The sequence below is a fragment of the Micromonospora sp. CNB394 genome, from assembly GCF_000374985.1.
GTDB classification, from domain to species: domain Bacteria; phylum Actinomycetota; class Actinomycetes; order Mycobacteriales; family Micromonosporaceae; genus Micromonospora; species Micromonospora marina.
This window is the reverse complement of the sequence record NZ_KB895847.1, coordinates 51,222-75,500: the sequence shown is the minus strand read 5'-3', so window position 1 is coordinate 75,500 and position 24,279 is coordinate 51,222. Positions and strand designations below refer to the sequence as shown.

Sequence of the window (24,279 nt, the reverse complement as noted above, 5' to 3'; positions counted from 1 at the left end):
CATGCCGTCCGGGCGGCCGTTGACACCGACCGGCGGCCTGATTGGATGGACTCCGCTCCCCGACGTGGTGGGGCGGGACGAGGAGGCAACCGTGGGCGCAGGTCCCGACCCGGCTCGCGGTGCGGCCCCCGCGCCGCACCGGCGGCGCTCCGGGTTGCGGCTGCGGGACTGGCGGATGGGCACCAAGCTCGCCACGGTGCTGGTGATCCCCTCACTGGCGTTCCTCGTTCTGGCCGGCATCCAGACCCGGGGGCTGGTCGGGCAGACCACCACGCTCAGCGCCTTCGCCGAGCAGGTCGGCATCGGCCAGCAGATCTCCGCCGTCGTCGACCGGCTCCAGCACGAGCGGGACCGCACCGCCGGCGAACTGGCCGCGCTGCGCCGCCCCGGCGCCGACCGGGACGCCGCGGTCGCCGCGCTCGCCCCGCTGCAGGAGGCCACCGACCGGGCGATGGCCGAGCTGCGCGTCGCCGCCGCGCCGCTGGCCGACGCCGACGCCGCCTGGCGGGTGTCCTACTCCGAGGCGCTCGAGGCGTACGACCAGGTGGTGAACATCCGGGCGGCGGTGGCGCCGGCGGTGCTCTCCAGCGACACGGTGCTGAGCAACTACCACCGGTCGGTCGCGGCGCTGCTGAACCTGCTGGCGGAGCCGTCGCCCGGCGGCGGCCGGCAGGAGCTGACCGAGGCGGTGCTGCGGTACGTGCAGCTGTCCCGGGTCAAGGAGCTGTCCTCGCGCATCCGCGCCGAGCTCTACGCCGCCGCCCGGTCCGGCCGGTACGAGGCCGACGACCAGGTGACGCTCAGCGATCTGCGGGCCCAGCAGCTCACCGCGCTCGGCGCGTTCCGGGTCGCGGCGACCGCCGACCAGATCCGCCGCTACGACCGCACCTCCGTCGACCCGGCCTTCGCCGCCGCCACCCGGATGGAGGAGCGGACACTGCCCGGCGGTGGCGCCGGGCCGGCCCTGCTCGACGCGACCCAGTGGTGGGCGGCCAGCGAGCAGCGGCAGGAGCTGTTCCGCCAGCTGGAGAGCGAGATCGTCGCCGACGCGGTACGCCAGGCCGACGACGCCAGCGCCCGCCAGCTGCGCGACACGCTGCTGGTGGCCGGCGCGATCGCGACCGTGCTCCTGGTCGCGGTGCTGATCTCGCTGCTGGTCGGCCGGTCGGTGGCCCGTGCCATGCGGCAGCTGCGCGGCCAGGCGCTGCGGATCGCGCAGGTGGACCTGCCGCTGACGCTGCAACGGCTGCGTACCGTGGACCGCCCGATCGGCGCGATCGACGTACCGCCCTCGGTGATCGACTCGCAGGACGAGATCGGCGAGCTGGCGGAGGCGTTCGTGGCCGTGCACCGCAGTGCCGTCGACGTGGCGGTCGAGCAGGCGATGATGCGCCGCAACGTGAACGCCATGTTCGTCAACCTGGCCCGGCGTAGCCAGGTGCTCGTCGAGCGGCAGCTGGAGCTGCTCGACGACCTCGAACGCGAGGAGAGCGACCCGGAGCAGCTGGAGAACCTGTTCAAGCTCGACCACCTCGCCGCCCGGATGCGCCGCAACGACGAGAGCCTGCTGGTGCTGGCCGGCACCGAGTCGACCCGGCGGTGGAACCGCCCGGTGGGTCTGGGCGCGGTGCTGCTGGCCGCGAGCGCGGAGATCGAGCAGTACCAGCGGGTGCGCCACGAGAACCGGACCGGCCTGCACGTCGTCGGGCACGCGGTGGGCGACCTGGTGCACCTGTTCGCGGAGCTGCTGGAGAACGCCACCGCGTTCTCCCGCCCGGACACCGCCGTACGGGTGGTCGTCGAGCCGGACGGCCGGGGCGCGCTCGTGCAGATCGTCGACGAAGGGCTGGGGATGAGCCCGACGGCGCTGGCGGAGGCGAACGCCGTGCTCGCCGAGCCGCCGGCCGCCGACGTGTCGGCCTCGGAACGGATGGGCCTGTTCGTGGTGAGCCACCTCAGCGCCCGCAACGGCTTACGGGTGCAACTGCGGGCCGGGCGCGAGGGCCTGGTGGCCCGGGTGCGGATCCCGGTCGAGCTGCTGGCCGAGGCGCCCGCGCCGGAGGCGGGCCGGCCGGTGCCGGAACGGTTCGGGCGCGGGATGGCGCAGCCGATGCTTTCCGGCCCGGTCACCGCGTCCGGTGCGCTCGCGGCGGCGACCGCGGAGCTGCCGGTGGCCGGATGGCGTCCGGCGCCGGGCCAGCCCGCGGCGTTGCCGGTGTCCCCGCTGACCGGCCGGCCGCTGGGCGACGGGTCGGACGACGGTGCCGTTGCGCCGGCGCCGGCCCCCGCGCCGGTGACCGTGCCGCGTCCCCGCCCGGCACGGGCCGAGGACGTGCTGACGCCGGATGCCGGCGCGGCGGCCGGCGGGTGGTTCAGCCGGCAGGGGCCCGCCGCGTCGGCGCCGGGTGTGCCGCCGGCACCGGCGGCGACGCCGGTGACCGGAGGGACGAACGAACGAGGTCTTCCGGTACGCGTGCCGATGGCCCAGCTCACCTCGGCCGTCCCGGCCGGCCGCCCGGTGGTGCGGCACGAGCCGGACCCGGAGGCGGTCGGCGGCATGCTGTCGCGCCTCTACAGCGGGGTACGGCGGGCCGAGGCCGAGGAGACCACCGAGATGTACCTGCCGCGCGATGAAGGAGGACGACGACAGTGACGACGTTGAGCCAGGAGGCACGCGACCTGAGCTGGCTGGTGAACGCGTTCGCCGAGCGTGTTCCGGGGGTGGCGCACGCGGTGGTGGTGTCGTCCGACGGCCTCCTGGTGGCGATCTCGGCGCACCTGCCGCGCGACCACGCGGACAAGCTCGCCGCGGTGACCTCCGGCCTGATGAGCATCACCGCCGGTGCGGCCCAGATGTTCGACGGTGACGTCGTCAAGCAGACGGTGGTCGAGATGGGGCGCGGCTACTTCCTGGTGATGCAGATCCGGGACGGCTCGATCCTGGCCACGCTGGCCGGGGCGGACGCCGACATCGGCGTGGTCGGCTACGAGATGGCGCGGCTGGCCAAGCAGGCGGGCGAGATGCTCACCCCGGCGCTGCGCGCCGAGCTGCAGCAGGCGCTGCCGCGCTGATCCACCCGACGCGCGCACCCGGCCGGCCCATCGCCGGCCGGGGCGCGCACCGGTTCACAGGCCGTTGCGGCGGATCACGTCGCGGTACCAGTGGGCGCTGCGCTTGAGCACCCGTCGCTGGCTCGCGTAGTCCACGTAGACCAGGCCCCAGCGCTGCTCGTACCCCTCGGCCCACTCGAAGTTGTCCAGCAGCGACCAGACGTGGTAGCTCTCCAGCGGCACCCCGTCGCCGACGGCCCGGTGCGCGGCGGCGAAGTGGTCGCGCAGGAAGGTGACCCGCCCGGCGTCGTCGACGGTCCCGTCCGGGCCGGGCACGTCGGGGCAGGGCAGGCCGTTCTCGGTGATGGTGATCGGCACCCGGCCGTAGTCGCGGGTGACCCGGGTCAGGATGTCGTACATGCCCTCGGGGTAGATCTGCTGCCACTCCGCCTCGGAGGTGGGCCACTTGCGGACCGTGCCGCCGTCGCCGGTGACGTAGATCGGCGTGTAGTACTGCACGGCGAGCAGGTCGACCGGGCTGGAGATGATCTTCAAGTCGCCGTCCCGGACGCCACTGACCATCCGGCTGTCCGGGCCGAGGTCGTCCAGCACGTCCTGCGGGTACGCGCCCTTGAAGATCGAGTCGAGGTAGAGGCGGTTCTCGTAGCCGTCGTGCAGCCGGGTCGCGGCGGCCGACTCGGTCGAGTCGTCGGCCGGGTAGCAGGGGTGCAGGTTGAGCGCCGGGCCGATCCGGCCGCTGAGGCCGGAGGCGCGCAGCGCCTGCACGGCGAGGCCGTGGGCGAGCTGGAGGTGGTGGGCGACCAGGTACGCCGCGTCCTCGTCGCGGATGCCCGGCGCGTGGTGGCCCCAGATGTAGCCGTTCTGCACCACCGTCTTCGGCTCGTTGATGGTCAGCCAGACCGGCACCCGGTCGCCGAGGGCGCGGAACACCGCGTCGGCGTACTCGGCGAAGCGTTCGGCGGTGTCCCGGTTCTCCCAGCCGCCGGCGTCCTGGAGGGCCTGGGGGAGGTCCCAGTGGAACAGCGTGGCCATCGGCGCGATGTCGCGTTCGTGCAGCCCGTCCACCAGGCGGCGGTAGAAGTCGAGGCCGCGCTGGTTGGGGCGGCCGGAGCCGTCGGCCTGGATGCGGGGCCAGGAGATGGAGAACCGGTAGCTGCGCAGCCCCAGGTCGCGCATCAGGTCCAGGTCCTGCGCGTACCGGTGGTAGTGGTCGGCCGCGACGTCGCCGGTGTCGCCGTTGCGGATCCGGCCCGGCGTGTGGCTGAAGGTGTCCCAGACGGACTCACCCCGCCCGTCCTCCTTCGCGGCCCCCTCGATCTGGTACGCCGAGGTCGCCGCGCCCCAGGCGAAGCCGTCGGGGAAGCGCAGCCCGCGGTCCGGCTCCGGGTCGGTGGTGCGCTCGGGCGGGCTGTCGCAGCCGCTGAGCGCGACTGTCGACGTGGCGGTCCCGGCCGCGGTGGCGCCGGCGAGTCCGGACCGGGCCGCGCCGGCCGCGGTCGCGGACAGGGCGGCGCGGCGGAGCAGGCGCCGTCGGGTGAGTAACGACATGAGGTTTCTCCTCGGAGTGACGGGCCGCCCTGGGCCGGGAGCGCTCCGGGCATAGCCAGGGGCGGCCGGCCCCGATCCGGCGGACGCGGCGCGGGCGCGGCGCGGCCGGCGGGCGGCCGGAACGTGGGGTGGGCGGGGGCGTCGCTCGGGAGCGTCGCGAGCGGCGAGGGGTGGGGTGGATAGCGAGAAAGGCCGTCCGGGTGGCGTGTCACGCCGGTCCCGTCGGCCTCTTTTGCCGTCGACAACGGGGGTTTAGTGTGGGGACGGGGGAGGGCAACCCCCGTCCCCACCGATGGTGCACACACGCACGAAGTGGGATTGGCGTCCGTCGTGCGCGTCGCGCGGGAGCCGGGCCACGCGAGTGGCTCTGGTTCCACCTCCCTCCGTCTGGCGGGTGACGGCCGGCGGCGGCGTCCGGGCTGGTCCGCCGTCGGCCTCGGGCCGACGCGCCGGGCACTGGTGCACCCGGCGATTCAGTACTTGCATCTCCGTCGATGGAAGCGCTCCCATCGGGATGTTGCGACTGTAACGCCCGTCACGGGTTTGGAAAAGCCCCTAAACGAGATCGAAACATGGAAGCGCATATCTGCGCTGGCCGTTGTGGTGGGAGCGCTTCCATGGCACACTCTCGTCACGCCACGCGGAGCCAGTGAACGCGAGCGCGGGCCGCCGAGGGCACCCGGTGACGAACCGGTGCGGCGCCCGATCCCCGGCACGGCCGGGACGACCACCTTTCCGGACGCCTCCGTCCCCCCGCGTACGCCCCGTCGGCGCGTAGAGGCGCCCTGCCGGGGCCCGAGGTCCCGGCCCGGTCCGAGGAGACACCGCCCACATGAGACTTCTGGCCAGACGTCGCCGTACGGCGATGGTCGCCGCCACCGCCCTCGTCATAGGCGGGGTGGCCCTGCCCGCGGGCGCCGCGCAGGCCGCGCCCGCCTGCGACGTGACCTACGCGACGACCGACTGGAACAACGGGTTCACCGCCAACGTCACCATCAAGAACCTGGGTGACGCCCTGAACAACTGGTCGTTGAAGTTCGCCTTCCCGAACAGCAGCCAGCGCGTGACCCAGGGCTGGTCGGCCAAGTGGAGCCAGTCCGGCCGCGAGGTCACCGCGACGAACGAGTCGTGGAACGGCAGCCTGCCCACCGGCGCGTCCACGAGCATCGGTTTCAACGGCAGCTACAGCGGCAGCAACCCGAAGCCCACCGCGTTCACCCTCAACGGTGTCGCCTGCAACGGCGCGCAGACCAACCAGCCGCCGACGGTCTCGCTGACCGTGCCGTCCGGCCCGTTCGAGGCGCCGGCGGACGTCCCGCTGACCGCGACCGCGAGCGACGCCGACGGGACCATCACCAAGGTCGAGTTCTACCGCAACGGCCTGCTGGTCAACACCGACACCACCGCGCCGTACGGCTACGACCTGCTCGACCTGCCGGCCGGCAGCTACACCGTGCAGGCCAAGGCGTACGACAACGCGGGCGGCACGGCCGTCTCGGAGAAGTCGTTCACAGTGACCGCGGCGAGCGGGCCGAAGCTGGTCGCCAGCCCGTCGGCGGTCACCGTCGCCGAAGGCGGCAGCGCCACGGTCCGGTACACGCTCAGCGCGGCGCCCACCGCCAGCGTGCCGGTGACCCTCGCCGTCACCGGCGACCGCGACATCACCGTGTCGCCGGCCTCGCTGACGCTCACCTCGGCCAACTGGAGCACCGGCGTCGCCGCCACGGTCTCCGCCGCGGAGGACTCCGACACGGTCGGCGGCACCGCCACGGTCACCGCGTCGGCCACCGGCTACGCCCCGATCGCCGTCATCGCCACCGAGGCGGACAACGACACCCCCGGCGGCGACAACGCCTACATCAAGAAGTTCCTCGACCAGTACGGCAAGATCAAGAATTCGGGCTACTTCAGCCCCGAGGGTGTGCCGTACCACTCGATCGAGACGCTCATCGTCGAGGCGCCCGACCACGGCCACGAGACCACCTCGGAGGCGTTCAGCTTCTGGCTCTGGCTGGAGGCGCAGTACGGCCGGGTCACCCAGAACTGGGCACCCTTCAACAACGCCTGGACGGTGATGGAAAAGTACATCATCCCGTCGCACGCCGACCAGGCGACGGCCGGCTCGCCCGGCACCCCGCAGTACGCCGCCGAGCACAACCTGCCCAGCCAGTACCCGTCGGCCCTGCAGCCGAACGTGCCGGTCGGCCAGGACCCGCTGCGCTCGGAGCTGCAGTCCACGTACGGCACCGGTGACATCTACGGCATGCACTGGCTGCTCGACGTGGACAACACCTACGGGTTCGGCCGCTGCGGCGACGGCACCACGCGGCCCGCGTACATCAACACGTTCCAGCGGGGCACCCAGGAGTCGGTGTGGGAGACCGTGCCGCAGCCGTCCTGCGACACGTTCAAGCACGGCGGCCCGAACGGCTACCTGGACCTGTTCGTCAAGGAGTCCAGCGCCCCGGCCAAGCAGTGGAAGTACACGAACGCCCCGGACGCCGACGCGCGTGCCGTCCAGGCCGCCTACTGGGCGCTGACCTGGGCCAAGGCGCAGGGCAAGCAGGCCGACGTGGCGGCCACCGTGGCCAAGGCCGCCAAGATGGGCGACTACCTGCGCTACGCGCTGTTCGACAAGTACTTCAAGAAGATCGGCAACTGCGTCGGGGCGAGCACCTGCCCGGCCGGCAGCGGCCGTGACTCGGCGCACTACCTGCTCTCCTGGTACTACGCCTGGGGCGGCGCGTACGAGGCGGGCCAGAACTGGTCCTGGCGGATCGGCTCGAGCCACAACCACTTCGGCTACCAGAACCCGTTCGCGGCCTGGGCCATGACCAACGTCGCGGAGCTGAAGCCGAAGTCGCCGACCGCGGTCTCCGACTGGCAGAAGAGCCTCGACCGGCAGCTGGAGTTCTACACCTGGCTCCAGTCCGCCGAGGGCGGCATCGCCGGTGGCGCCACCAACAGCTGGGACGGCAGCTACGCCCAGCCGCCGGCCGGCACCGCCACCTTCTACGGCATGTACTACGACGTCGACCCGGTCTACAACGACCCGCCGTCGAACCAGTGGTTCGGCATGCAGGCCTGGTCGATGCAGCGCATCGCCGAGCTGTACCTGGAGACCGGCAACGCGAAGGCCAAGGCGCTGCTGGACAAGTGGGTGCCGTGGGCCATCGCCAACACCACGATCGGCACCAACTGGTCGATCCCGTCGGACATGAAGTGGACCGGCCAGCCGGCCAACTGGAACCCGAGCAGCCCGCAGCCGAACACCAACCTGCACGTCGAGGTGACGGTCAAGGGTCAGGACGTCGGTGTCGCCGGCGCCTACGCCCGCACGCTCATCGCGTACGCGGCCAAGTCCGGCAACGCCGCGGCGAAGAACACCGCCAAGGGCCTGCTGGACGCGCTCTCGGCGTCCGCCGACAGCAAGGGCGTCTCGACGCCGGAGAAGCGCGGCGACTACCGGCGCTTCGACGACGTCTACAACGCCGCCAACGGCCAGGGTCTCTACGTCCCCAACGGCTGGACCGGGAAGATGCCCAACGGCGACGTGATCGCCCCGGGCAAGAGCTTCCTGGACATCCGGTCGTTCTACAAGAACGACCCGGACTGGCCGAAGGTGCAGGCGTACCTGGACGGCGGTCCCGAACCGGTCTTCAACTACCACCGGTTCTGGGCGCAGGCGGACGTCGCCATGGCGTACGCCGACTACGGCACCTACTTCCCGCAGGGGTGAGGTGACCTCTCCTCCGCGGGCGGGTGAGAGCCCGCCCGCGGAGGAGGCCGACCCGGCCGATGGGGGAACGGAGCGGCCGGGTCGGCGGACGGCCTGACGCCCACGGTCAGGCCGGGTGGGCCGGCTGTCCGGCCGACGCAGCGGACCGGCCGGCCCACCACTCCGCCCGGCGACGACCCATGGCGCGAAAAGGCACGGAAATTCAGCGGTCCACGGGATCACATCCGGGCGCTGAACGGAGTACCGTAATTGACGGAGAGGCCGCTCCCCCCGTGGCGGCCTCTCCATTATTCTGTGCGCGCCGCCACACCCTCCGTGCCCGCCACCGGATGCCGCAGCCCCGGATGCCCGGCCGGCAGCGAGCGCCGGATCACCACCCAGCTCCCCGCCAGCGCCGCCGCGATCACCGGCCACGTCAGCGCCGCCCGCGCCACCGTCAGCGCGACCACCTGCCCGTACAGCCACAGCGGGACGAACACCGCGACCCGCAGCACGTAGGTGGCGGCCCACACCCAGCTGGCCCGCCCGTACGCCCGCAGCAGCGCCGGGTCGCGCCGCCACCGGGTCCGCTGGCCCAGCGCGGTGCCGACCACCACACCCAGCAGCGGCCACCGCACCAGGATGCTCACCGCCCAGGCCAGCGCGCTCGCCGTGTTGGCGGCGATCTGGAGCAGGAAGAAGTCGGCGGCCCGGCCGGTGCGCAACGCGATGAGCGCCGCCACGCAGACCGCGAGCAGCCCGACGAGCACCGAGCGGGGACGGTCGCCGCGCCGCCACCGCCAGCCGGCCACCGCCGTGCCGGTCAGCACCGCCGCGAGCACGCCGCCGCCCAGCCCACCGAGCACCCAGCCGAGGCCGAACGCCAGCGGGGGAAGCGTCGCGTCCACCGCCCCGCGCCGGCCGCCGAGCAGGTCGGCCAGCGACTCCGGCCGCGGACCGTCCTCCGGTTGCCGCTGCGTCGTGCCGGTCACGCGCCACCTCCTCGAAATCGCCCGCCTCACCGTACGCCGCCGCCGATGGCGCTCCGCCGCGCGCCGGAGCGGGCCTACCGCTAAGTTGTCCGGGTGCGGGAGACGGCGAGGGGTTGGACGGCGGTCTGGTTGGTCGTACTGGCCCTGATCCAGACAGCCGCGTTCGGGCTGGTGTGGCGCTTCGCCGTGCACACCGAACTGGGTCAGTGGCTGGACACGGTGGCGCTCACCGGCAACCGGATCGGTCAGGACCGCATCGACGGTCCGGTGGACACGATCCTCAACGCCATGTCGGTGGTGTCGCTGCTGGCCGCGACCGCCGTGATCGGCTTCATCGCGCTGATCCGCGGGCGCAAGGCGCTCGCCGTCACCGCGACGCTGCTGATCGCCGGCGCCAACGTGACCACCCAACTGCTCAAGTACTACCTGGTCCGTCCGGACTTCGGGATCGACCCGGAACGCGCGGCGGCCGGCAACAGCCTGCCCAGCGGGCACACCGCCGTGGCGGCCTCGGTCGCGGTCGCGCTGATCCTGGTGCTGCCGCGCAAGCTGCGGGTCGCCGGGGCGTTCCTCGGCGCCGGGTACGCCGCCGCCGCGGGTGTCGCCACCCTCTCCGCCGGGTGGCACCGACCCAGTGACGCGGTCGCCGCGTACCTGGTGGTCGGCGCCTGGGCCGCCGCCGCCGGGCTGGTGCTGCTGTTCTTCCAGCGGGAGCAGGCGGTGGTGGAGCCGGGGGAGGCGCACCGGGTGGCCGGCGCCGTGCTCGGCGGCATCGGCGTGGTGGCCCTGCTGGTCTCCGCGGCGGCGCTGTCCTGGCTGGTCGACCGCTCCACCATCCCCGTCGAGGCGCTCGGCCGCCGCCCGCTGTTCGTCGGGTACGCGGGCAGCGCGGCCGGCATCGTCGGCATGGTCGCCGTGGTGGCCGCGCTGGTGCTGGTCGTGGTGCACCGGCTGGTGCCCCGCTGGAAGGGCTGACCGCCGGTGCGGACCGTACGGGCGGCGTTCCGGGCCGAGTGCGGACGCCTGGAACGGGCGCTGCGCGACCTGGACGACGCGGCGCTGGACCGGCCCACCCCGTGCCCGCCCTGGCGGGTTCGGGACCTGGTCGCGCACGTGAGCACCGGAGCCGGACGCCTGGCCGGGATGCTCGCCGAACCCGCCCCGCCCCGGGCCGAGGTCGACGCGCCCGCCTACTTCGGCGCGGCCAAGTTCAGCCCGCCGGTCGACCGGGACCGCGTCGAGGGCGCACGCCGTGCCGCCCGGGAGCACCCGGGTGCGGCGGCGGTGGCGGCGGAGTTCGGCCGGGCCTGGCGCGCCACCGACGAGGCGGTCGCCGCCGCGCCGCCGGGCCAGGTCGTACGCACCCGGCACGGTGACGCGATGACGCTGCCGGAGTTCCTGCGTACCCGGGTGGTGGAGGTCGCGGTGCACGGCCTGGACCTGGCCGACGCGCTGGACCTGCCGCCGTGGCTGACCCCGGCCGCCGCGGACACGGTGGCCGGCGTGCTCACCGCGGGCGCGCCGGTGCCGCCGGCCCTGGGCTGGGACGCGCTCACCGTGCTGCGCAAAGCCACCGGGCGGCTGCCGCTGACCGCCGACGAACACGCCGAGCTGACCCGGGCCGGCATCGGCCGGCTGGCCTTCGGCGGCTGACCGCTCAGCGCCCCGCGCAGTGCCGCAGGTGCTCCAGCACGATCGGGTCGATCCGGCCGGGCACGAAGCGTTCCTCCAGGTTCTCCAGGCCGGTCCAGGCCGCCAACGCGTCGTCCAGACCGGCCGGGCCGACCGGGTGACCGGTGGTGGCGAGCAGCTCCGCCACCTCGGCCGCGAGCGGACCGGTGAGGTCACGCAGCGTCGCCGGGTCGGGGCGGCCGAACAGCATGTGATGGATGCCGAGCAGACGGCCCAGCTCGGCGACCGGGTCGGCGTGGTCGTCCACGCGCAGGTCCACCAGCTCGTCGCCGGTGCCGGCGTAGCCGCCGTGACGCTGCACCACCAGCATCGCGGCGCTCTGCCGGCCACGCCGGTCACCACCGGCCCGGTCACCGGCGGTGAGCGCGGCCAGCAGGCGCTGCGGGAACGGCAGCTCGTCGCCGGTCAGCCAGGCGTCGCGCAACGCGTCGATCACCTGCGGACCGGTCAGGATGTTGCCCTGCGCGGCCCACCCGTCGCCGGCCTGCCCGCCGGCCCACGGATGGCAGCGCGGCCCGGTCCAGGTGGCCCCGTCGCCGGTCGCCCCGACCACGGCGAGCTGCCGGTCGTCGCGGCCGGGATCGGCGGCCACGAGCCCGGCCACCGCGTCCGTGGCGGTGACGCCGGTACGCAGCAGCGCGAGCGCCTGCGCCCGGTAGGCGAGGTTGGCGTGCGCCTGGGTGGCGACCGCGCCCACCAGTGCCTCGGCCGCCGGCACCAGCGCCCCGGCGGCGAGGAACCGGCTGGCCACGGCGACGCCGTACAGACGCCCGTCGGCGGAGCGGGCGACGAGCGAGAAGGTCACGCGCGGATCGTAGCCCGGGTGCGGCGTCCGGCACCGGCGTCGCCGGTCAGAACGGCCTCGTCAGCAGCGTCTTGCCGCCGCCGGTCACCGCCGTCCAGCCGCGTTCTCTGCGCCTCGGTGCGGATCACCCATATTCGCCTGGATCTTGCTGCCGGCGGTGCCGGACGGGCACCATCGACGGGTGACGAACCGATGGGGCATGACCGTGCCGCTGGGCGGCATCCCGCTCGCCGACCACGCCGCGGTCTACGCGGCTCTCGACGACGCCGGGTTCACCGACGTCTGGTCGTCGGAGGTGGCGGGCACGGACGCGTTCACCCCGCTGGCCCTGGCCGCCGCGTGGTCGCCGCGGCTGCGGCTCGGCACCGCGATCACGCCGGTGTCCACCAGGGGGCCGGGACTGCTCGCGATGAGCGCCGCCGCGCTGGCCGAGGCCGCGCCGGGCCGGTTCGCGCTCGGCGTCGGCGCCTCGTCGCCGGTGGTGGTACGCGACTGGAACGCGGTGCCGTTCGACGAGCCGTTCAAGCGAACCCGGGACGTGCTGCGGTTCCTGCGGGCCGCGCTGCGCGGCGAGACAGTCGACGGGACGTTCGACACGTTCACGGTCCGGCGGTTCACGCTGGAGCGCCCGCCCCGCGTGCCGCCACCGGTCCTGCTGGCCGCGCTGCGCCCCGGCATGCTGCGCCTGGCCGCCGCCGAGGCCGACGGGGTGATCCTCAACTGGCTGGCCGCCGACGACGTGACGACCGCGCTCGCCGAGGTGGGCGAGCGCCGGCCCGGCTTCGAGGTCGCCGCCCGCATCTTCGTCTGCCCCACCGAGGACGCCGCCTACGCCCGCGCGCTGGGCCGCCGCATGATCACCGGCTACCTGACGGTGCCCGCGTACGCCGCCTTCCACAGGTGGCTGGGCCGCCAGGACTCGCTCGGCCCGATGTGGCAGGCGTGGGCGGCCGGGGACCGGAAGGGCGCCTCCGCGGCCGTGCCGGACGAGGTCGTCGACGCGCTGGTGCCGCACGGCTCGCCCGAGCAGTGCGTGGCCGCCGTCCGCCGGTACGCCGACAACGGCGTCGACGTGCCGGTGCTCGCGGTGCTGCCCACTCCCGAGATCACCGAGGGCGGCACGGCGGCCTGGATGGACCTGCTGCCCCGGCTCGCCCCCGGAGAGGTGGCCTGAGATGAACCTGACCGACCGGGTGGTGGTGATCACCGGTGGAGCCGGCGGGATCGGGACGGCGCTGGGCCGCCGGTTCGCCGCCGAGGGCGCCGCCGCGGTGGTCCTGGCCGACCTGGCCGCCGACGCGGCCCGCGCCGCCGCCGAGGCGATCGGCCCGGTCGCGAGCGGCGCCGGGCTCGACGTCACCGACGAGGCGGCGGTACGCGCGCTCGTCGAGGAGACCGAGCGCCGCCACGGCCGGATCGACCTGTTCTGCGCCAACGCCGGCGTGGCCACCGGCGGCGGCATCTACGCGCCCGACGCGGACTGGGACCGGGCCTGGCGGGTGAACGTGCTGGGACACCTGCACAGCGCCCGCGCGGTGCTGCCGGGGATGCTCAGCCGGGGCCAGGGCCACCTGCTGCTCACCTGCTCGGCGGCGGGCGTGCTCACGGCGGTCGGAGACGCCCCGTACACCGCCACCAAGCACGCCGCCGTGGGTTTCGCCGAGTGGCTGGCGATCACCTACCGGGACGCCGGCATCCGGGTCAGCGCGCTGTGCCCGCAGGGTGTGGACACCCCGATGCTCGCCGACGGCCTCGCCGAGGGGCACCTGGGTGCCCGGGTGATCGCCGCGTCCGGGACGATCCTCACCCCGGACCAGGTCGCCGACGCGGTCGTCGCCGGGCTGGCCGAGGAACGGTTCCTGATCCTGCCGCACCCGGAGGTGGCCGACTACGCCCGCCGCCGCGCCGAGGACCCGGACGGCTGGCAGGCCGGGCTGCGCAAACTCGTCCGCAAGCTGCGCGCCAGCTTCCCTCAGTCGTGACGGATCGACGGCGATTCAGCCGTCGCCACCGGTTCTGGCTGTCGCCGGCCGAGGTGCCGACGCCGTCGGCTCCGCCACCGGCGGTCCGGACCGGGTGGGTAGCAGGAGGGCGGCGACTGCTGTGCTGGCCGCCAGCACGCCGATCACGAGCCAGACCGTGGTGATGAGGGGCAACTGTTGTCCGGCGATGCTGCCCGCCGAGGCACCCACGACGGTCGCGGCCATCTCGGCGGCGGAGAAGGCGGATCCGACCCGGCCGAGTTGGCGGTCCGGGGTATGGCGTTGGACCTGGACCTGGACCAGCATCAGCAACGCGCCACCGGGCAGGCCGGCGAGGGCGATGAAGACCAGCGCGGCGGCGAAGTGGTGGATGAGGAAGAGCCCGGCGAAGCAGAGGGTGATCGCCGCCAGGCAGCCGGTGAACGAAAGCCGGAGGAGACCGCTACGGGACAGCACGTTGCCGACGTACGCGCTGGCCAGGAAGCCGCCGCCCAGCGCGGCCATGAGCACGCCGACATCGCCGGCGTCGCCGCCGAGGACGCTGATGACGTACGGCACGAGAAGCACGTTCAGAGCGGCGTTCGCCATCAGGAAGAGGCTGGAGACGCCGAGCATCGTGCGGAGGACGGAATGTGCGAAGAGGAAGGCCAGTCCCTCCCGGATCTGCCTTCGGAAGGCGGCCAGCCAGGACGACCTGTCCGGCCGGTGCCAGTCATCGGCCACCCGCAGCCTGCCCATTCCAAAGATCAGTACGGCCGAGACCAGGTACGTCGCGGAGTCGATCAGCACCAGAGCGTCGAAACCCACGAGGGCGTAGAGCGCGCCGCCCAGGGGTGCGCCGGCGAGGCGGACGATGCCGCTCGCCACCGTGTTCCAGGCGTTCGCCGCCTCCAGGTCACTGCCCCGGCCGACGATGGCGGGCACCACCGCCCGGGCTGCGGGCTGGAAGACATGCCCGATTGCGCTCTCGAAGAACATCACCGTGTAGAGCAGCCACAGCATGCCCGGATCGTCGACCACGATCAGGGCGAGCACGATAGCCGCGCGCAGCAGGTCCGCGCCGACCATCACCGCGCGCCGGTCCCACTGGTCGGCCAGCACCCCGGCCAGGGGCGCGAAGACGATCGCGGGCAGGGTCTGCGCGACGAAGGCGACACCGCTGCTGAGCGTCGACCCGGTCATGGTGTAGACGTAGACCGCACCGCGACGATCATCAGCCAATTGCCCAGGTTGGACAAGAGCGTACTGCTCCAGAGCAGACCGAAACGCCGGTTCCTGATGCAGATCACCGCTTACCCTACTTCCGCGACGCCGGCCGCCGGTGCCCCGCAGGCGTTCGACGACCAGGAGGGTCAGCAGCTGCTCAGGACGGCTCGTAGAGGTACCGGCCCGGCGATCCGGTTACGGCTGTTCATCAGCGTCGCCACCGTAGCGGACCCGGGTGGACCGTCCACAACAGCCGTCCCTACCGGGACCGCGCCGCCCGCAGCGCGTCGGCGAAACCCTGACTCAGCCGTGCGGCCCGTTCCGCCTGTTCCGGCGTGACGCTGCCCGGCGCGAAGCCCGCCTGGTTGAGCAGAGCGGCCAGCTCGTCCACCGCTGCGCCATCCGGGTCGTCGCTCGCCGCGCCCTCTCCGGGCCGCGCCGTACGGGCCTCGGCGAGCGTCCGACGGGCCTGCTCGGCGACCTCCGCCGCCGCCAGGTCCGGCCCGACCGGGTGCCCGGCCAGCCGCAGCGCGTCGGTCAGCTCCCGCCACGCGCCCGCGACCCGCTCGCCCGGATCGCCCACTGCCAGACGGGAGCGTGTCAACCGGCGGCGCAACACGACCAGCGTCGCCAGCACCGCGCCGAGCAGCAGCACCAAAGCGCCGACGCCGACGCCGACCAGCACCGGCGTACCCGGGCCGTCCCGCTCCCGGCCCGGTGCGGGCGCGGCGGCCGGAGGCGTGACGCTGGGCTCCTCGGCAGGAGCGGGCACCTCCGACGGCGGCGGGTCCTCCGGCTGCGGCCGGAAGTCCTCCTCCACCGGGCGGGGCTCGGAGTCCGGGCGCGGCATCGGGTCGAACGGCACCCACCCGACGCCGTCGAACAGCACCTCCGGCCAGGCGTACGCGTCGGCCGCCCGCACCGGACCGTCGCCCTCGGGCTCGAACCCGACCACCACCCGGGTCGGCAGGCCGGCGAGGCGGCCGAGCACCGCGAACGCGGCGGCGAACTGCTCCGAGGTGCCCCGCTGCCCGCCGCCGTTACGCGGTCCGAACAGGAAGAACGCCAGGTTCGGGTACGCGTGCCCGCTGGGCGCGTCGGCTGTCACCCGGTAGTGCTCGGCCAGGAACATGGCGATCGCGTCGGCGCGCGCGTACGGGCCGCCGTTCGACTCGGCGAGCTGGGTGGCGAGCCTCCGCAACGGCTCCGGCGCGCCGTCGGCCACCCGCAGCACCCGGGCCACCTCGTCGCCGGCGGGCACGTTCGCCGTGCTCAGCAGGTTCGCGTCCGGGCGCTCCCGCACCGAGGACACCTCGTACCGCAGCCCCGGCGCGAGCCCTTCCGGCCGGATCAGCGTCCCGGTCGCCGGGTCGTACGCCACCCGCGCACCGGTCACCTCGCGCGGCGTGGGGACGGCCGGCAGCAGCCGCCCGGTCAGGTCGCCGACCGTGATCTCCTGGCGCACCTCGTCGGTGGCCGCGCCCGGAGCCGGCTCGGTGGCGGGCAGGATCCGCCCCGCGTTGCGGTACGTGGCGCCGACCCGCCAGGTCACCCCGTCGTAGTCGCTGAGCACCGCCAGCCGGATCCGCGGCGGCCCGCCGTCGCCCGCGCCCGCGACGGTGCGCACGTCGAGCAGCCGCTGGTCCGGGTTCAGCGCCCACCCGGAGATCCGGATCAGCGGGTTCTCGTCCAGCGACTCCACCCGGGGCGGCTCCACGTAGCGGCGCGGGTCGACCGGCCGCTCGTCGACCTGGGCGGCCACCACCGGGGCGAGCAACGCCGCCAGCGCCACCACCACGGCGAGCCCGGCCGCGCTCGCCGACGCCAGCCGCAGCCGCACCGCCGCGCGTACCGCGGGGCTGAGACCGGCGACCGGGCCGGGCGCCGGTCCGGACCGGCGCCCGGGGGCCGCCAGGCCGGCCGTGGCGACGGCCGCGAACAGCACCGTCGGGCCGATCGCCGGATCAGCGTTGGGCCCGACCACGTAGAGCGCGCCGGCGTAGAGCAGCGCCGGCGGCAGGTAGCCCAGCAGCACCCGCCCGGCCCGCAGCGCCACCTCGGCGGCGGTCAGCCCGGCCAGCCAGGCCGCGACCACCGGGACCAGCACCGTGTCCGGGGCCGGTTCGACCGGGATCATCGCGGTGAGCAGCCGGGGGATCGCGTTGCGGGCCGCGTCGGCGGTCACCTCGCCGAGCCCGCCGGGCAGCGCCGCGTGCGCGGCGGCCAGCCGCAGCGACAGCAGCGTCCACCCGGTCAGCGCGGCCACCGACAGCGGCGCGACAAGCCAGGACGGCAGCCGCCGGGCGGCCACGCCGACCAGCACCGAACCGGCCGCCGCGCCGGCCATGAGCCGGGTCAGCAGCGGATCCGCGTACACCCGGCCCAGCACCACGCCGGAGAGCGCGACCAGCACGATCAGCGCGGCCGGCACCGGCGTGGCCCGCAGCGCCCGGGCCACGCGGCCCGCCGCCTCGGTCCGCGGCGGCGTCACCACCGGCGGACCCCGTCCCACTCGGCGGCGAACGCCGCGCCGTCGGCCGCGTCCAGCACCGTGAGGCCCGCCGCGCCGGCCGCCGTCGGCCCGTCCGCACCGAACATCCCGACCACGACCGAGGGGTACGCGCCGCGCAGCGCGCCCACGTGCCCCAGGTCGTCGCGGCCACCCGGCCCGGTCAGGAACACCAGCGTGTCGCCGAGCCGATCCCGGCGCAGCCTGCTCGTAGCGGCGGGCAGCACGTCCGGCCCGGCGCCCGCCAGCTCCACCGCGGCGAGCCGGTCCAGCGGCCCGGCCGCGCCCGCGGGCTCCACCTCGGCCGGTACGACGAGCAGCAGGTGCACCGGCAGGTCCTCCCGCACCGCCGCGGCCACCACGGACGCCGCCGCCTCGCACGCCGCCTCGAACGACTCAGCGACACCACCGGCCCGGCCCGGGTGCGCGGACGCGCGGTTGTCCAGCACCACCACCAGGCGCGGCAGGCTGGTGTCCACGTTCTCCCGCACCATCAGCTCACCCACCCGGGCGCTGGTGCGCCAGTGCACGCGCCGCAACTCGTCGCCCACCACGTACTCCCGCAGCGAGTCGAACGTGATCGACCCGTGCGGCACGCTGTCGGTGCGCCCGTCCAGGCTGCGCCCGGCACCCGTGGGCACCGCGGAGAGCGGGTGGATACGCGGGTGCACCCACACCGGCACCGTGCCGCCGTAGCCGCGCGCCAGCGCCACCAGCCCCAGCGGATCCCGGCGCACCACCCGCAGCGGCCCCACCGGCACCACGCCACGCCGGTGCGTCGGCACCTCGTACCGCGCCACGGTGTCCCGGCCCGGGCGCAACCGCAGCAGCGGCACCGGCACCAGCGCCCCGGCGCAGCGGTCCTCGGCCACCAGGTTCGCTGCCCGCAACCGGCCGGTGTTGCGCACCGTCAGCTCCATCGCCGCCGGCTCACCCCGGGCCACCCGGTCCGGGTCGGCCCGCCGGTCGACGCTCAGCCGGGGCCGCCAGGCCGCGTTCACCACGGCGTAGCCGACCGCCACGCCGGCCGCCACGCCGAGCACCGTCAGCTCCGGGTACGCGAACCGGAACCCGACGCCGAGCAGCACCAGGGCGGCGACGAGCAGCCCGATGCCACGGGCGGTGATCCCCACGCTCAGCCGTGCACCGCTGTGGCCTGGCCCGACGGCAGCGGCACCGGCACCGACGCGACCGCCTGGCGCAGCACCTCGGCGGGTGTCACACCACGCACCTGCGCATCAGGGGTGAGCAGCAGCCGGTGCGCGAACACCGGCTCGACGAGCGCCTTCAGGTCCTCCGGCATGATCCACCCCCGGCCGTCGATCAGCGCGTACGCGCACGCCGCCCGGGTCAGCGCGATCACCCCGCGCGGGCTCACCCCGACCCGCACCTGCGGATGGGTACGCGTCGCCGCGGCGAGCCGCACCGCGTACGCGTAGAGCGGCTCGGCGATGTGCACCCGCCGGGCCATCTTCACCATCTCGCCGACTGTCGCGGTGTCGGTGACGGCGGTGAGCGAGTCGGGGGAGCGGACCGTGGCGCCGCGCAGCACCTCCACCTCGACCGCCTCGTCCGGGTAGCCGACCGACAGCTTCACCAGGAACCGGTCGAGCTGGGCCTCGGGCAGCCGGTACGTGCCGTCCATCTCCACCGGGTTCTGCGTGGCCACCACCAGGAACGGCTGCGGCACCGGATGCCGGACGCCGTCCACGGTGACGGTCCGCTCCTCCATCACCTCCAGCAGCGCCGACTGCGTCTTCGGCGACGCCCGGTTGATCTCGTCGGCGATCACGATGTTGGCGAACACCGGCCCAGGGTGGAACTCGAAGCCCCGGCTGGCCTGGTTGAAGATGGTCACCCCTGACACGTCGGAGGGGAGCAGGTCCGGCGTGAACTGGATCCGCCGCCACTGCCCCTTCACCGTGGCCGCGATCGCCCGCGCCAGCGTGGTCTTGCCGACGCCCGGCACGTCCTCCAGCAGCACGTGCCCCTGCGCGAACAGCGCGGTGAGCGCCAGCCGCACCACCTGCGGCTTGCCCAGCACGACCGCGTTGACGTTGTCGGCCAGCCGGGCGGCCAGGGCGGCGAAGCCCTGGACCTCCGGCTGGCTCAGCGGTTCGTGCGTATTCACGGATGTGCCTCTCGGACGGTGCGGTCAGCAGGCGGGCAGGACGTCGAGGTCGTCGCCGCCCTCCAGGTTGAGCCAGGCCCACGGAATGTAGGTCTTGCCCTCGTAGGCGACCTGGATCCACCAGGTGCTCTGCTTGTTGTCGTTGTAGATCCAGGCGTCCACGTTCTCGCCCTTCACCTTGCAGTAGGTGCGCAGCCGCCGGCCGTCCGGCACCCAACCGGCCTGCCGGTCGTTGTCCTGCTGCGGCACCTTGAAGATCTCGTTGCCGTTGCGGCCCGCCACGTCCCTGTCGCAGTACGTCCGCTGGTCACCCGACGGGCCGTTCTTGCACGTGGCGATGCCGTACACCGGGTCGGTGGTCTGCGCGCGGGAAGCGGTGCCCCGGCCGGCGGCGTTCGACGCGGTCAGCGTCACCGTGTACGCGGTACCCGGCGCCAGCCCGGTCACCCGCAGGCTGGAACAACTGCCGCTCGCCGTCTTCCCGCCGGTCGCCGCCGTGCAGGTGGCGCGCCCACCGCCCGCATCCACTGTGAACGTGACGGTCACCGACGTGGCGTCCGCCGACGAGCCGGTCACCGTGATCCGGGGCTCGGCCACGGTCCGCGCGGTGGTGCTCGCCTCCGGGCCCGGCCCGGCCTCGTTGACGGCCTTGACCTTCACCGTCACGTTCTGGCCGTTGCCCAGCCCACCAACCGTGGTCTGCACGTCGGTCACCTCGACGGACTTTCCGGCGGCCTCCACGACGTACTTCGTCACCGGGCGGCCGTTGTCCACCGCCGGGGACCACTGCACCGCGACCGTGCCCGGCTGGTCGGCGACCGTGGACGCGCGCAGCTCCGTCGGCGCCTTCGGCGTGGTGAACGGCACCACCGTGTTGCTCACCGGCGACGCCTTCGACCCGGCCCCCCTGTCGCTCACTGCGGTCACCGTGAACGCGTACTGGGTGCCGTACTCCAGTTGCCCGGCCGGCACCACCAGCTCCGTCTTCGCCGACTCACCCGCCGGGGCGCTCGCGCCCGCCGAGGTCGCCGTCACCGCGTACCTCGCGATCGTGTTGCCCTGGCCGTCGGCCTCGGGCCAGCTCACCCGCACCGTGCCGTCCGGCCGCGCCTCGGCGGCCACCGACGCCGGCGGGTCCGGCACCTCGGCGGTCGGCACCACCGGGTTGCTGCGCCGCGGCGGCCCCTCGCCCTTGGCGTTCACCGCGTGCACCGAGAACGTGTACGTCGCACCGTTCGTCAGACCGGTGACCTCCAGCGCACGCTGGTTCGCGCCGACCTGGTGGGTCCGACCGGCGCCCTCCACCACGTACCGGGTGATCTCGGCGCCGTTGGACGCGGCGGCCTGCCAGCTCACCCGCGCCGACGCGTCACCGGCGGCGGCCGTCACCGACTTCGGCGCACCCGGCTTGCCGACCTTGGGCTTCTTCGGCGGGGGCGGCGGCGGGGCCACCGGCGGCGGGTCGCCACCGAGCACGTCGTTGGCGTACTTGTCGACCTCACGCACCCGGTTGCGGTCGTCGACCACCTGCGCGGTGGACGAGTCCGGCGGGTTGATGAACAGGTGGTTCTCGCGTACCTCCAGCTCGACCGGGCCGGGCCGGCCGGAACCCTTGACGGTCTGCACGAGCTGCCCCTCGGTGTCGAAGGCGTACACCGTGCCGGTGTTCTCGTCGGCGCAGTAGAACCGGCCCGCCCACGCCACCGCCGGGCTCAGCCGGGCGCCGGTGCCGGGCACCGTGAACCGCTTCACCTCGCGGCTGTCCCGCACCACGTGCACCGACCGGTCACCGGGAACCGTGACCGGCACCTGCGGCCCGCTGGTACGCGTCGGCAGGTACCCCGGCGCGGTCATGCTCAGCTGCGCCCGCCGGGTCTGCCCGCCGACCACCGTCACCAGCGACGCCGAGGTCCGGTCCAGGACCGCCACACCCTCGTCCAGCGTGGACACGACCAGCTCGTGCGCCGGCTCGGCCACGTCGTACGTCTCGACCCGCTTCGGGCTCAGCCCCGCGGGCGGCGCCTCACCGGGCGTCTCCGGCAGTTCGGCGGCGGTCACCGCCGAGACGGTGCCCTCGCTGGGCACCGCGACCCACAGCTTGCCGGCGCCGTCGAACGTACCGCCGGTGATGCCCGGCGGGTAGCGGACCGGCTCGCCCACCGGCGTCAGCGCCCGCGGGTCGAGCTGCCGGACGATGCCCTGCACCGCGTCCACCACGAACGCCGCGTCCTCGTGCAACGCCACGCTCACCCCGAGCCCCGGCGCGGTCGGCGTGGTCGCGGTGATCTGCAACGTCGCCAGGTCCAGCGAGCTGACCCGGCCGGTGTGGAGATCGCGCAGGATCAGCAGCCGGTCGGTCTGCACCACCTGCATCTGGTGCCGCCGCCCGCCCGGCACCTCCATCCGGGTGTCCACCCGCGCGGTGACGCCGTTGACCCGGGCCAGTTCGCTGCGGGTGGTGCTCCACAACCAGGAGGACGCGTCGAAGCTCGCCACCGCGTTGTCGGCCGCGCCCAGCCCCAGCACCGTCAGCCCCATCGCGGCCAGCAGCGCGGCCACCGTGCCGATGGTGACCAGTCCGCCGCGCATCCGCGACCGTGGGCGAGCCTGTTCCGGCCCGGTGCCCGTGACGTCCTCGATGGTGGTCACTGCCGGCTGCCTCCCCGTGTCGGTGGGGGAGTGACGCCGAGCGCGGCCGACCCTCCCCAGAGCCGGGAGCCATCATAGGTGCCGCCCGGAGCCGGTGAAACCCGCACCGTCGTGCTGTGGACACCGAGCGTGTCGTCCGTGGACGCTCAGTTGGGCGTGCCGCCTCCCTCCCGATCCGTGCAGACCTGACCCGAGGTGGCGTACGAATCGGTCGAGTAGACCGCCAGCACCGTGAAGCAGTAGTCCAGCTTCGCACTCAGGCCGTTCACCGTGTAACGGGTCTGCCCGGCGTCCACAGTCGCCATCACCCCGAGCTTCTGCCCGACCCGGCCACCCGCCACCACGAACGGCACCCCGCCGTTCGTCGGGTCGGTCCAGGTCACCGTCACGGTCGTGGTGTCGTCACGCAGCTTCAGATCACCCGGCGGCGGGCCCGCCACCTTCGGCGACGCGGCACCGGACGCGGGCACCGGGGCGGGCGGCGCCGCCGCCTCCCGGTTCAGCACCACCGCGCCGACACCGACCGCCGCGATCACCGCGAGCACCGCACCCCCGACCACCAGGGCCAGCACCGTCCGGTTGCGGCCCGGCCGCTCCGGCTCCATCGGGTACGCGTCCTGCGGCTGGACCGGCGGCGGTTGGTGGAACATCGGCGGGGTCGCCGGCCAGATGCCCTGCTCCGGGCGGGCCGGCGGCTCCGGTCGCGTGGACTCGGGAAAGTCCAGCAGGTCCTCGTAGATCGTCATCGGCCGGCTCGGCTCCGGCGCGTCCCGCTCCGGTTCGCCTGCCGCGTCGGCGGGCGCCGGTTCGTCGTCGTCCGGCTCCGGGTCGGTGGGCCGGTCGACCGGCTGGGACGGGGCGGCACTGCTCCACGGCGGCGCGACCATGCCCCAGGGCGGTACGGGGGAGCCGCTGACCGGTGCCGCGGGCACGCCGCTCACGGGCCCACCGGGGGGACCGCTGACCGGCGGTGGACGGCCGGGTCCGGGCGGCGCGCTGACCGGCGGTCCGGGAGGCCCGCCGGCCAGCGACGGGTAGCCGGGCGCGGGTGGACCGCTGGTCGGCCCTCCGGGAGGGCCGCTGACCGGTGGCGGGTAGCCACTCACCGGAACCCCGCTGACCTGGTGACCGGCCGGTCCGCTGACCGGCTGTCCGGGCGGTCCGCTGATCGGCGCCGTCGAGGGCGGCCCGACGGGCGGCGCGCTGACCGGCGGTGCGCTCGTGGGTGCGGGGGTGACGGGCGGTGCGCTGACCGGCGCGGCGCTGGTGGGCGGTGCGCCGATGTGGGGTGCGGCGGGCAGCGGTGCGCCGCCGGCCGGCGGCACGCCGACCGGTGGTTCGCCGGCCGAGTCGGTCGCTGCGGGCGTCGCCGGAGCGTCGCCCGCCGCCTCTGCGGCATCGCGCTCCGCCGCCGCCTCCTCCTCCTCCAGCAGAGGGCCGATCTGCTGCACCTGGATCGTCGGCTTGTCCCAGTCCGGTCGACCGGGGGCGGACGAAGTGGCGGGGTCGCTGTTCCTGCCCGGCCCGGCATCGGCCGCCCGGCCCGTGTCGGAGCGCGGGGGAGCGGGAACGGCCTCGGTCGCCGGTGTCGCCCGCCGGGCCGGCGCCGGCCCGGGCGTCACGGGTGCCGCTACGGCCGCCGCGGATTCCGCCACCGGCTGGGCATCCGGCGCCGGAGGCGCCGTCGAGCCCGCAGCGGCGACCGACGGCGGTGCGGGCGGGGTCGACCCGGGTACGGGGACCGGCGGGACGACCGGAACGGCCGGCGGTGGCGGCAGGACCCCGCGCTCCGGTAACGGGACGCGCGGCGCCGGCGGCAGGACGGCCGGAGGAGGCGGTGGTGGTGGCAGGGCTCCCGCCGATGGCGTCCGTGACGCCGCCGGGGTGTCTCCGGTGGAGGCCGGCGTCCCGACGACCGGCGCTGCGGGCGGGGGTGGGATGACCGGCGGAGGCGGTAACGGGGAGGCGCCGACCG

At 74.6% G+C, this 24,279-nt stretch carries 16 protein-coding genes; 7 read left to right on the top strand and 9 right to left on the bottom strand.

The annotated features are described in order from the left end of the window. Position 1: 1 nt before the first annotated feature. Positions 2-2,653, top strand: coding sequence for a nitrate- and nitrite sensing domain-containing protein (locus C569_RS0122030; protein ID WP_026268481.1), 2,652 nt, complete (start codon positions 2-4; stop codon positions 2,651-2,653). 5 nt (positions 2,654-2,658) lie between these two features. Beyond that, the gene (locus tag C569_RS0122025) at positions 2,659-3,072 is read left to right on the top strand and encodes a roadblock/LC7 domain-containing protein (RefSeq protein WP_196806755.1); all 414 of its coding nucleotides are present in this window, start codon (positions 2,659-2,661) and stop codon (positions 3,070-3,072) included. Positions 3,073-3,126: 54 nt separating this feature from the next. Here the strand turns inward: C569_RS0122025 and C569_RS0122020 are convergent, their stop codons facing one another. After that, on the bottom strand, positions 3,127-4,620 hold the full coding sequence (locus tag C569_RS0122020) for a GH1 family beta-glucosidase (protein ID WP_018787920.1): 1,494 nt from the start codon (positions 4,618-4,620) through the stop codon (positions 3,127-3,129). Between the two features lie 841 nt (positions 4,621-5,461). On the opposite strand from C569_RS0122020, the gene C569_RS0122015 reads away from it, so the two are divergent. Further along, positions 5,462-8,359: a glycoside hydrolase family 48 protein gene (locus C569_RS0122015; RefSeq protein WP_026268480.1), complete on the top strand. Its 2,898-nt coding sequence runs from the start codon at positions 5,462-5,464 to the stop codon at positions 8,357-8,359. A gap of 287 nt (positions 8,360-8,646) precedes the next feature. On the opposite strand, the gene C569_RS0122010 is transcribed toward C569_RS0122015, so the two are convergent. Next, the gene (locus tag C569_RS0122010) at positions 8,647-9,330 is read right to left on the bottom strand and encodes a DUF3159 domain-containing protein (protein WP_018787918.1); all 684 of its coding nucleotides are present in this window, start codon (positions 9,328-9,330) and stop codon (positions 8,647-8,649) included. A gap of 93 nt (positions 9,331-9,423) precedes the next feature. Between C569_RS0122010 and C569_RS0122005 the strand changes: the two genes are divergently transcribed. Together C569_RS0122005 and C569_RS0122000 are read left to right on the top strand one after the other, a co-directional pair. Beyond that, positions 9,424-10,305, top strand: a complete 882-nt coding sequence (locus C569_RS0122005; protein WP_026268479.1) for a phosphatase PAP2 family protein — start codon at positions 9,424-9,426, stop codon at positions 10,303-10,305. A 6-nt stretch (positions 10,306-10,311) separates the two neighbouring features. After that, positions 10,312-10,983 (top strand): maleylpyruvate isomerase N-terminal domain-containing protein, encoded by a 672-nt coding sequence (locus tag C569_RS0122000; RefSeq protein ID WP_018787916.1) that lies wholly within the window; start codon positions 10,312-10,314, stop codon positions 10,981-10,983. A gap of 4 nt (positions 10,984-10,987) precedes the next feature. Here C569_RS0122000 and C569_RS0121995 read toward each other — a convergent pair whose 3' ends face one another. Further along, on the bottom strand, positions 10,988-11,827 hold the full coding sequence (locus C569_RS0121995) for a DUF1028 domain-containing protein (RefSeq protein ID WP_018787915.1): 840 nt from the start codon (positions 11,825-11,827) through the stop codon (positions 10,988-10,990). Between the two features lie 199 nt (positions 11,828-12,026). Between C569_RS0121995 and C569_RS0121990 the strand changes: the two genes are divergently transcribed. Together C569_RS0121990 and C569_RS0121985 are read left to right on the top strand one after the other, a co-directional pair. After that, positions 12,027-13,001, top strand: coding sequence for an LLM class F420-dependent oxidoreductase (locus tag C569_RS0121990; protein ID WP_018787914.1), 975 nt, complete (start codon positions 12,027-12,029; stop codon positions 12,999-13,001). A 1-nt stretch (position 13,002) separates the two neighbouring features. After that, positions 13,003-13,809: an SDR family oxidoreductase gene (locus C569_RS0121985; RefSeq protein WP_018787913.1), complete on the top strand. Its 807-nt coding sequence runs from the start codon at positions 13,003-13,005 to the stop codon at positions 13,807-13,809. A 15-nt stretch (positions 13,810-13,824) separates the two neighbouring features. Here C569_RS0121985 and C569_RS0121980 read toward each other — a convergent pair whose 3' ends face one another. The 6 genes from C569_RS0121980 to C569_RS34485 form a co-directional block, all read right to left on the bottom strand. Then, positions 13,825-15,030, bottom strand: coding sequence for an MFS transporter (locus C569_RS0121980; RefSeq protein ID WP_155945585.1), 1,206 nt, complete (start codon positions 15,028-15,030; stop codon positions 13,825-13,827). Positions 15,031-15,274: 244 nt separating this feature from the next. Further along, complete coding sequence (locus tag C569_RS30775; RefSeq protein WP_051090519.1) at positions 15,275-17,509, bottom strand: DUF3488 and transglutaminase-like domain-containing protein; 2,235 nt, start codon at positions 17,507-17,509, stop codon at positions 15,275-15,277. Beyond that, positions 17,503-18,657, bottom strand: a complete 1,155-nt coding sequence (locus C569_RS0121970; protein WP_018787910.1) for a DUF58 domain-containing protein — start codon at positions 18,655-18,657, stop codon at positions 17,503-17,505. The genes C569_RS30775 and C569_RS0121970 overlap by 7 nt, the downstream gene beginning before the upstream one ends. Positions 18,658-18,659: 2 nt before the next feature. Then, complete coding sequence (locus C569_RS0121965) at positions 18,660-19,655, bottom strand: MoxR family ATPase (RefSeq protein WP_018787909.1); 996 nt, start codon at positions 19,653-19,655, stop codon at positions 18,660-18,662. A 24-nt stretch (positions 19,656-19,679) separates the two neighbouring features. After that, on the bottom strand, positions 19,680-22,244 hold the full coding sequence (locus C569_RS0121960; protein WP_196806754.1) for a fibronectin type III domain-containing protein: 2,565 nt from the start codon (positions 22,242-22,244) through the stop codon (positions 19,680-19,682). Positions 22,245-22,450: 206 nt separating this feature from the next. Continuing rightward, the gene (locus tag C569_RS34485; RefSeq protein WP_018787907.1) at positions 22,451-23,755 is read right to left on the bottom strand and encodes a hypothetical protein; all 1,305 of its coding nucleotides are present in this window, start codon (positions 23,753-23,755) and stop codon (positions 22,451-22,453) included. Between the last annotated feature and the right edge of the window lie 524 nt (positions 23,756-24,279).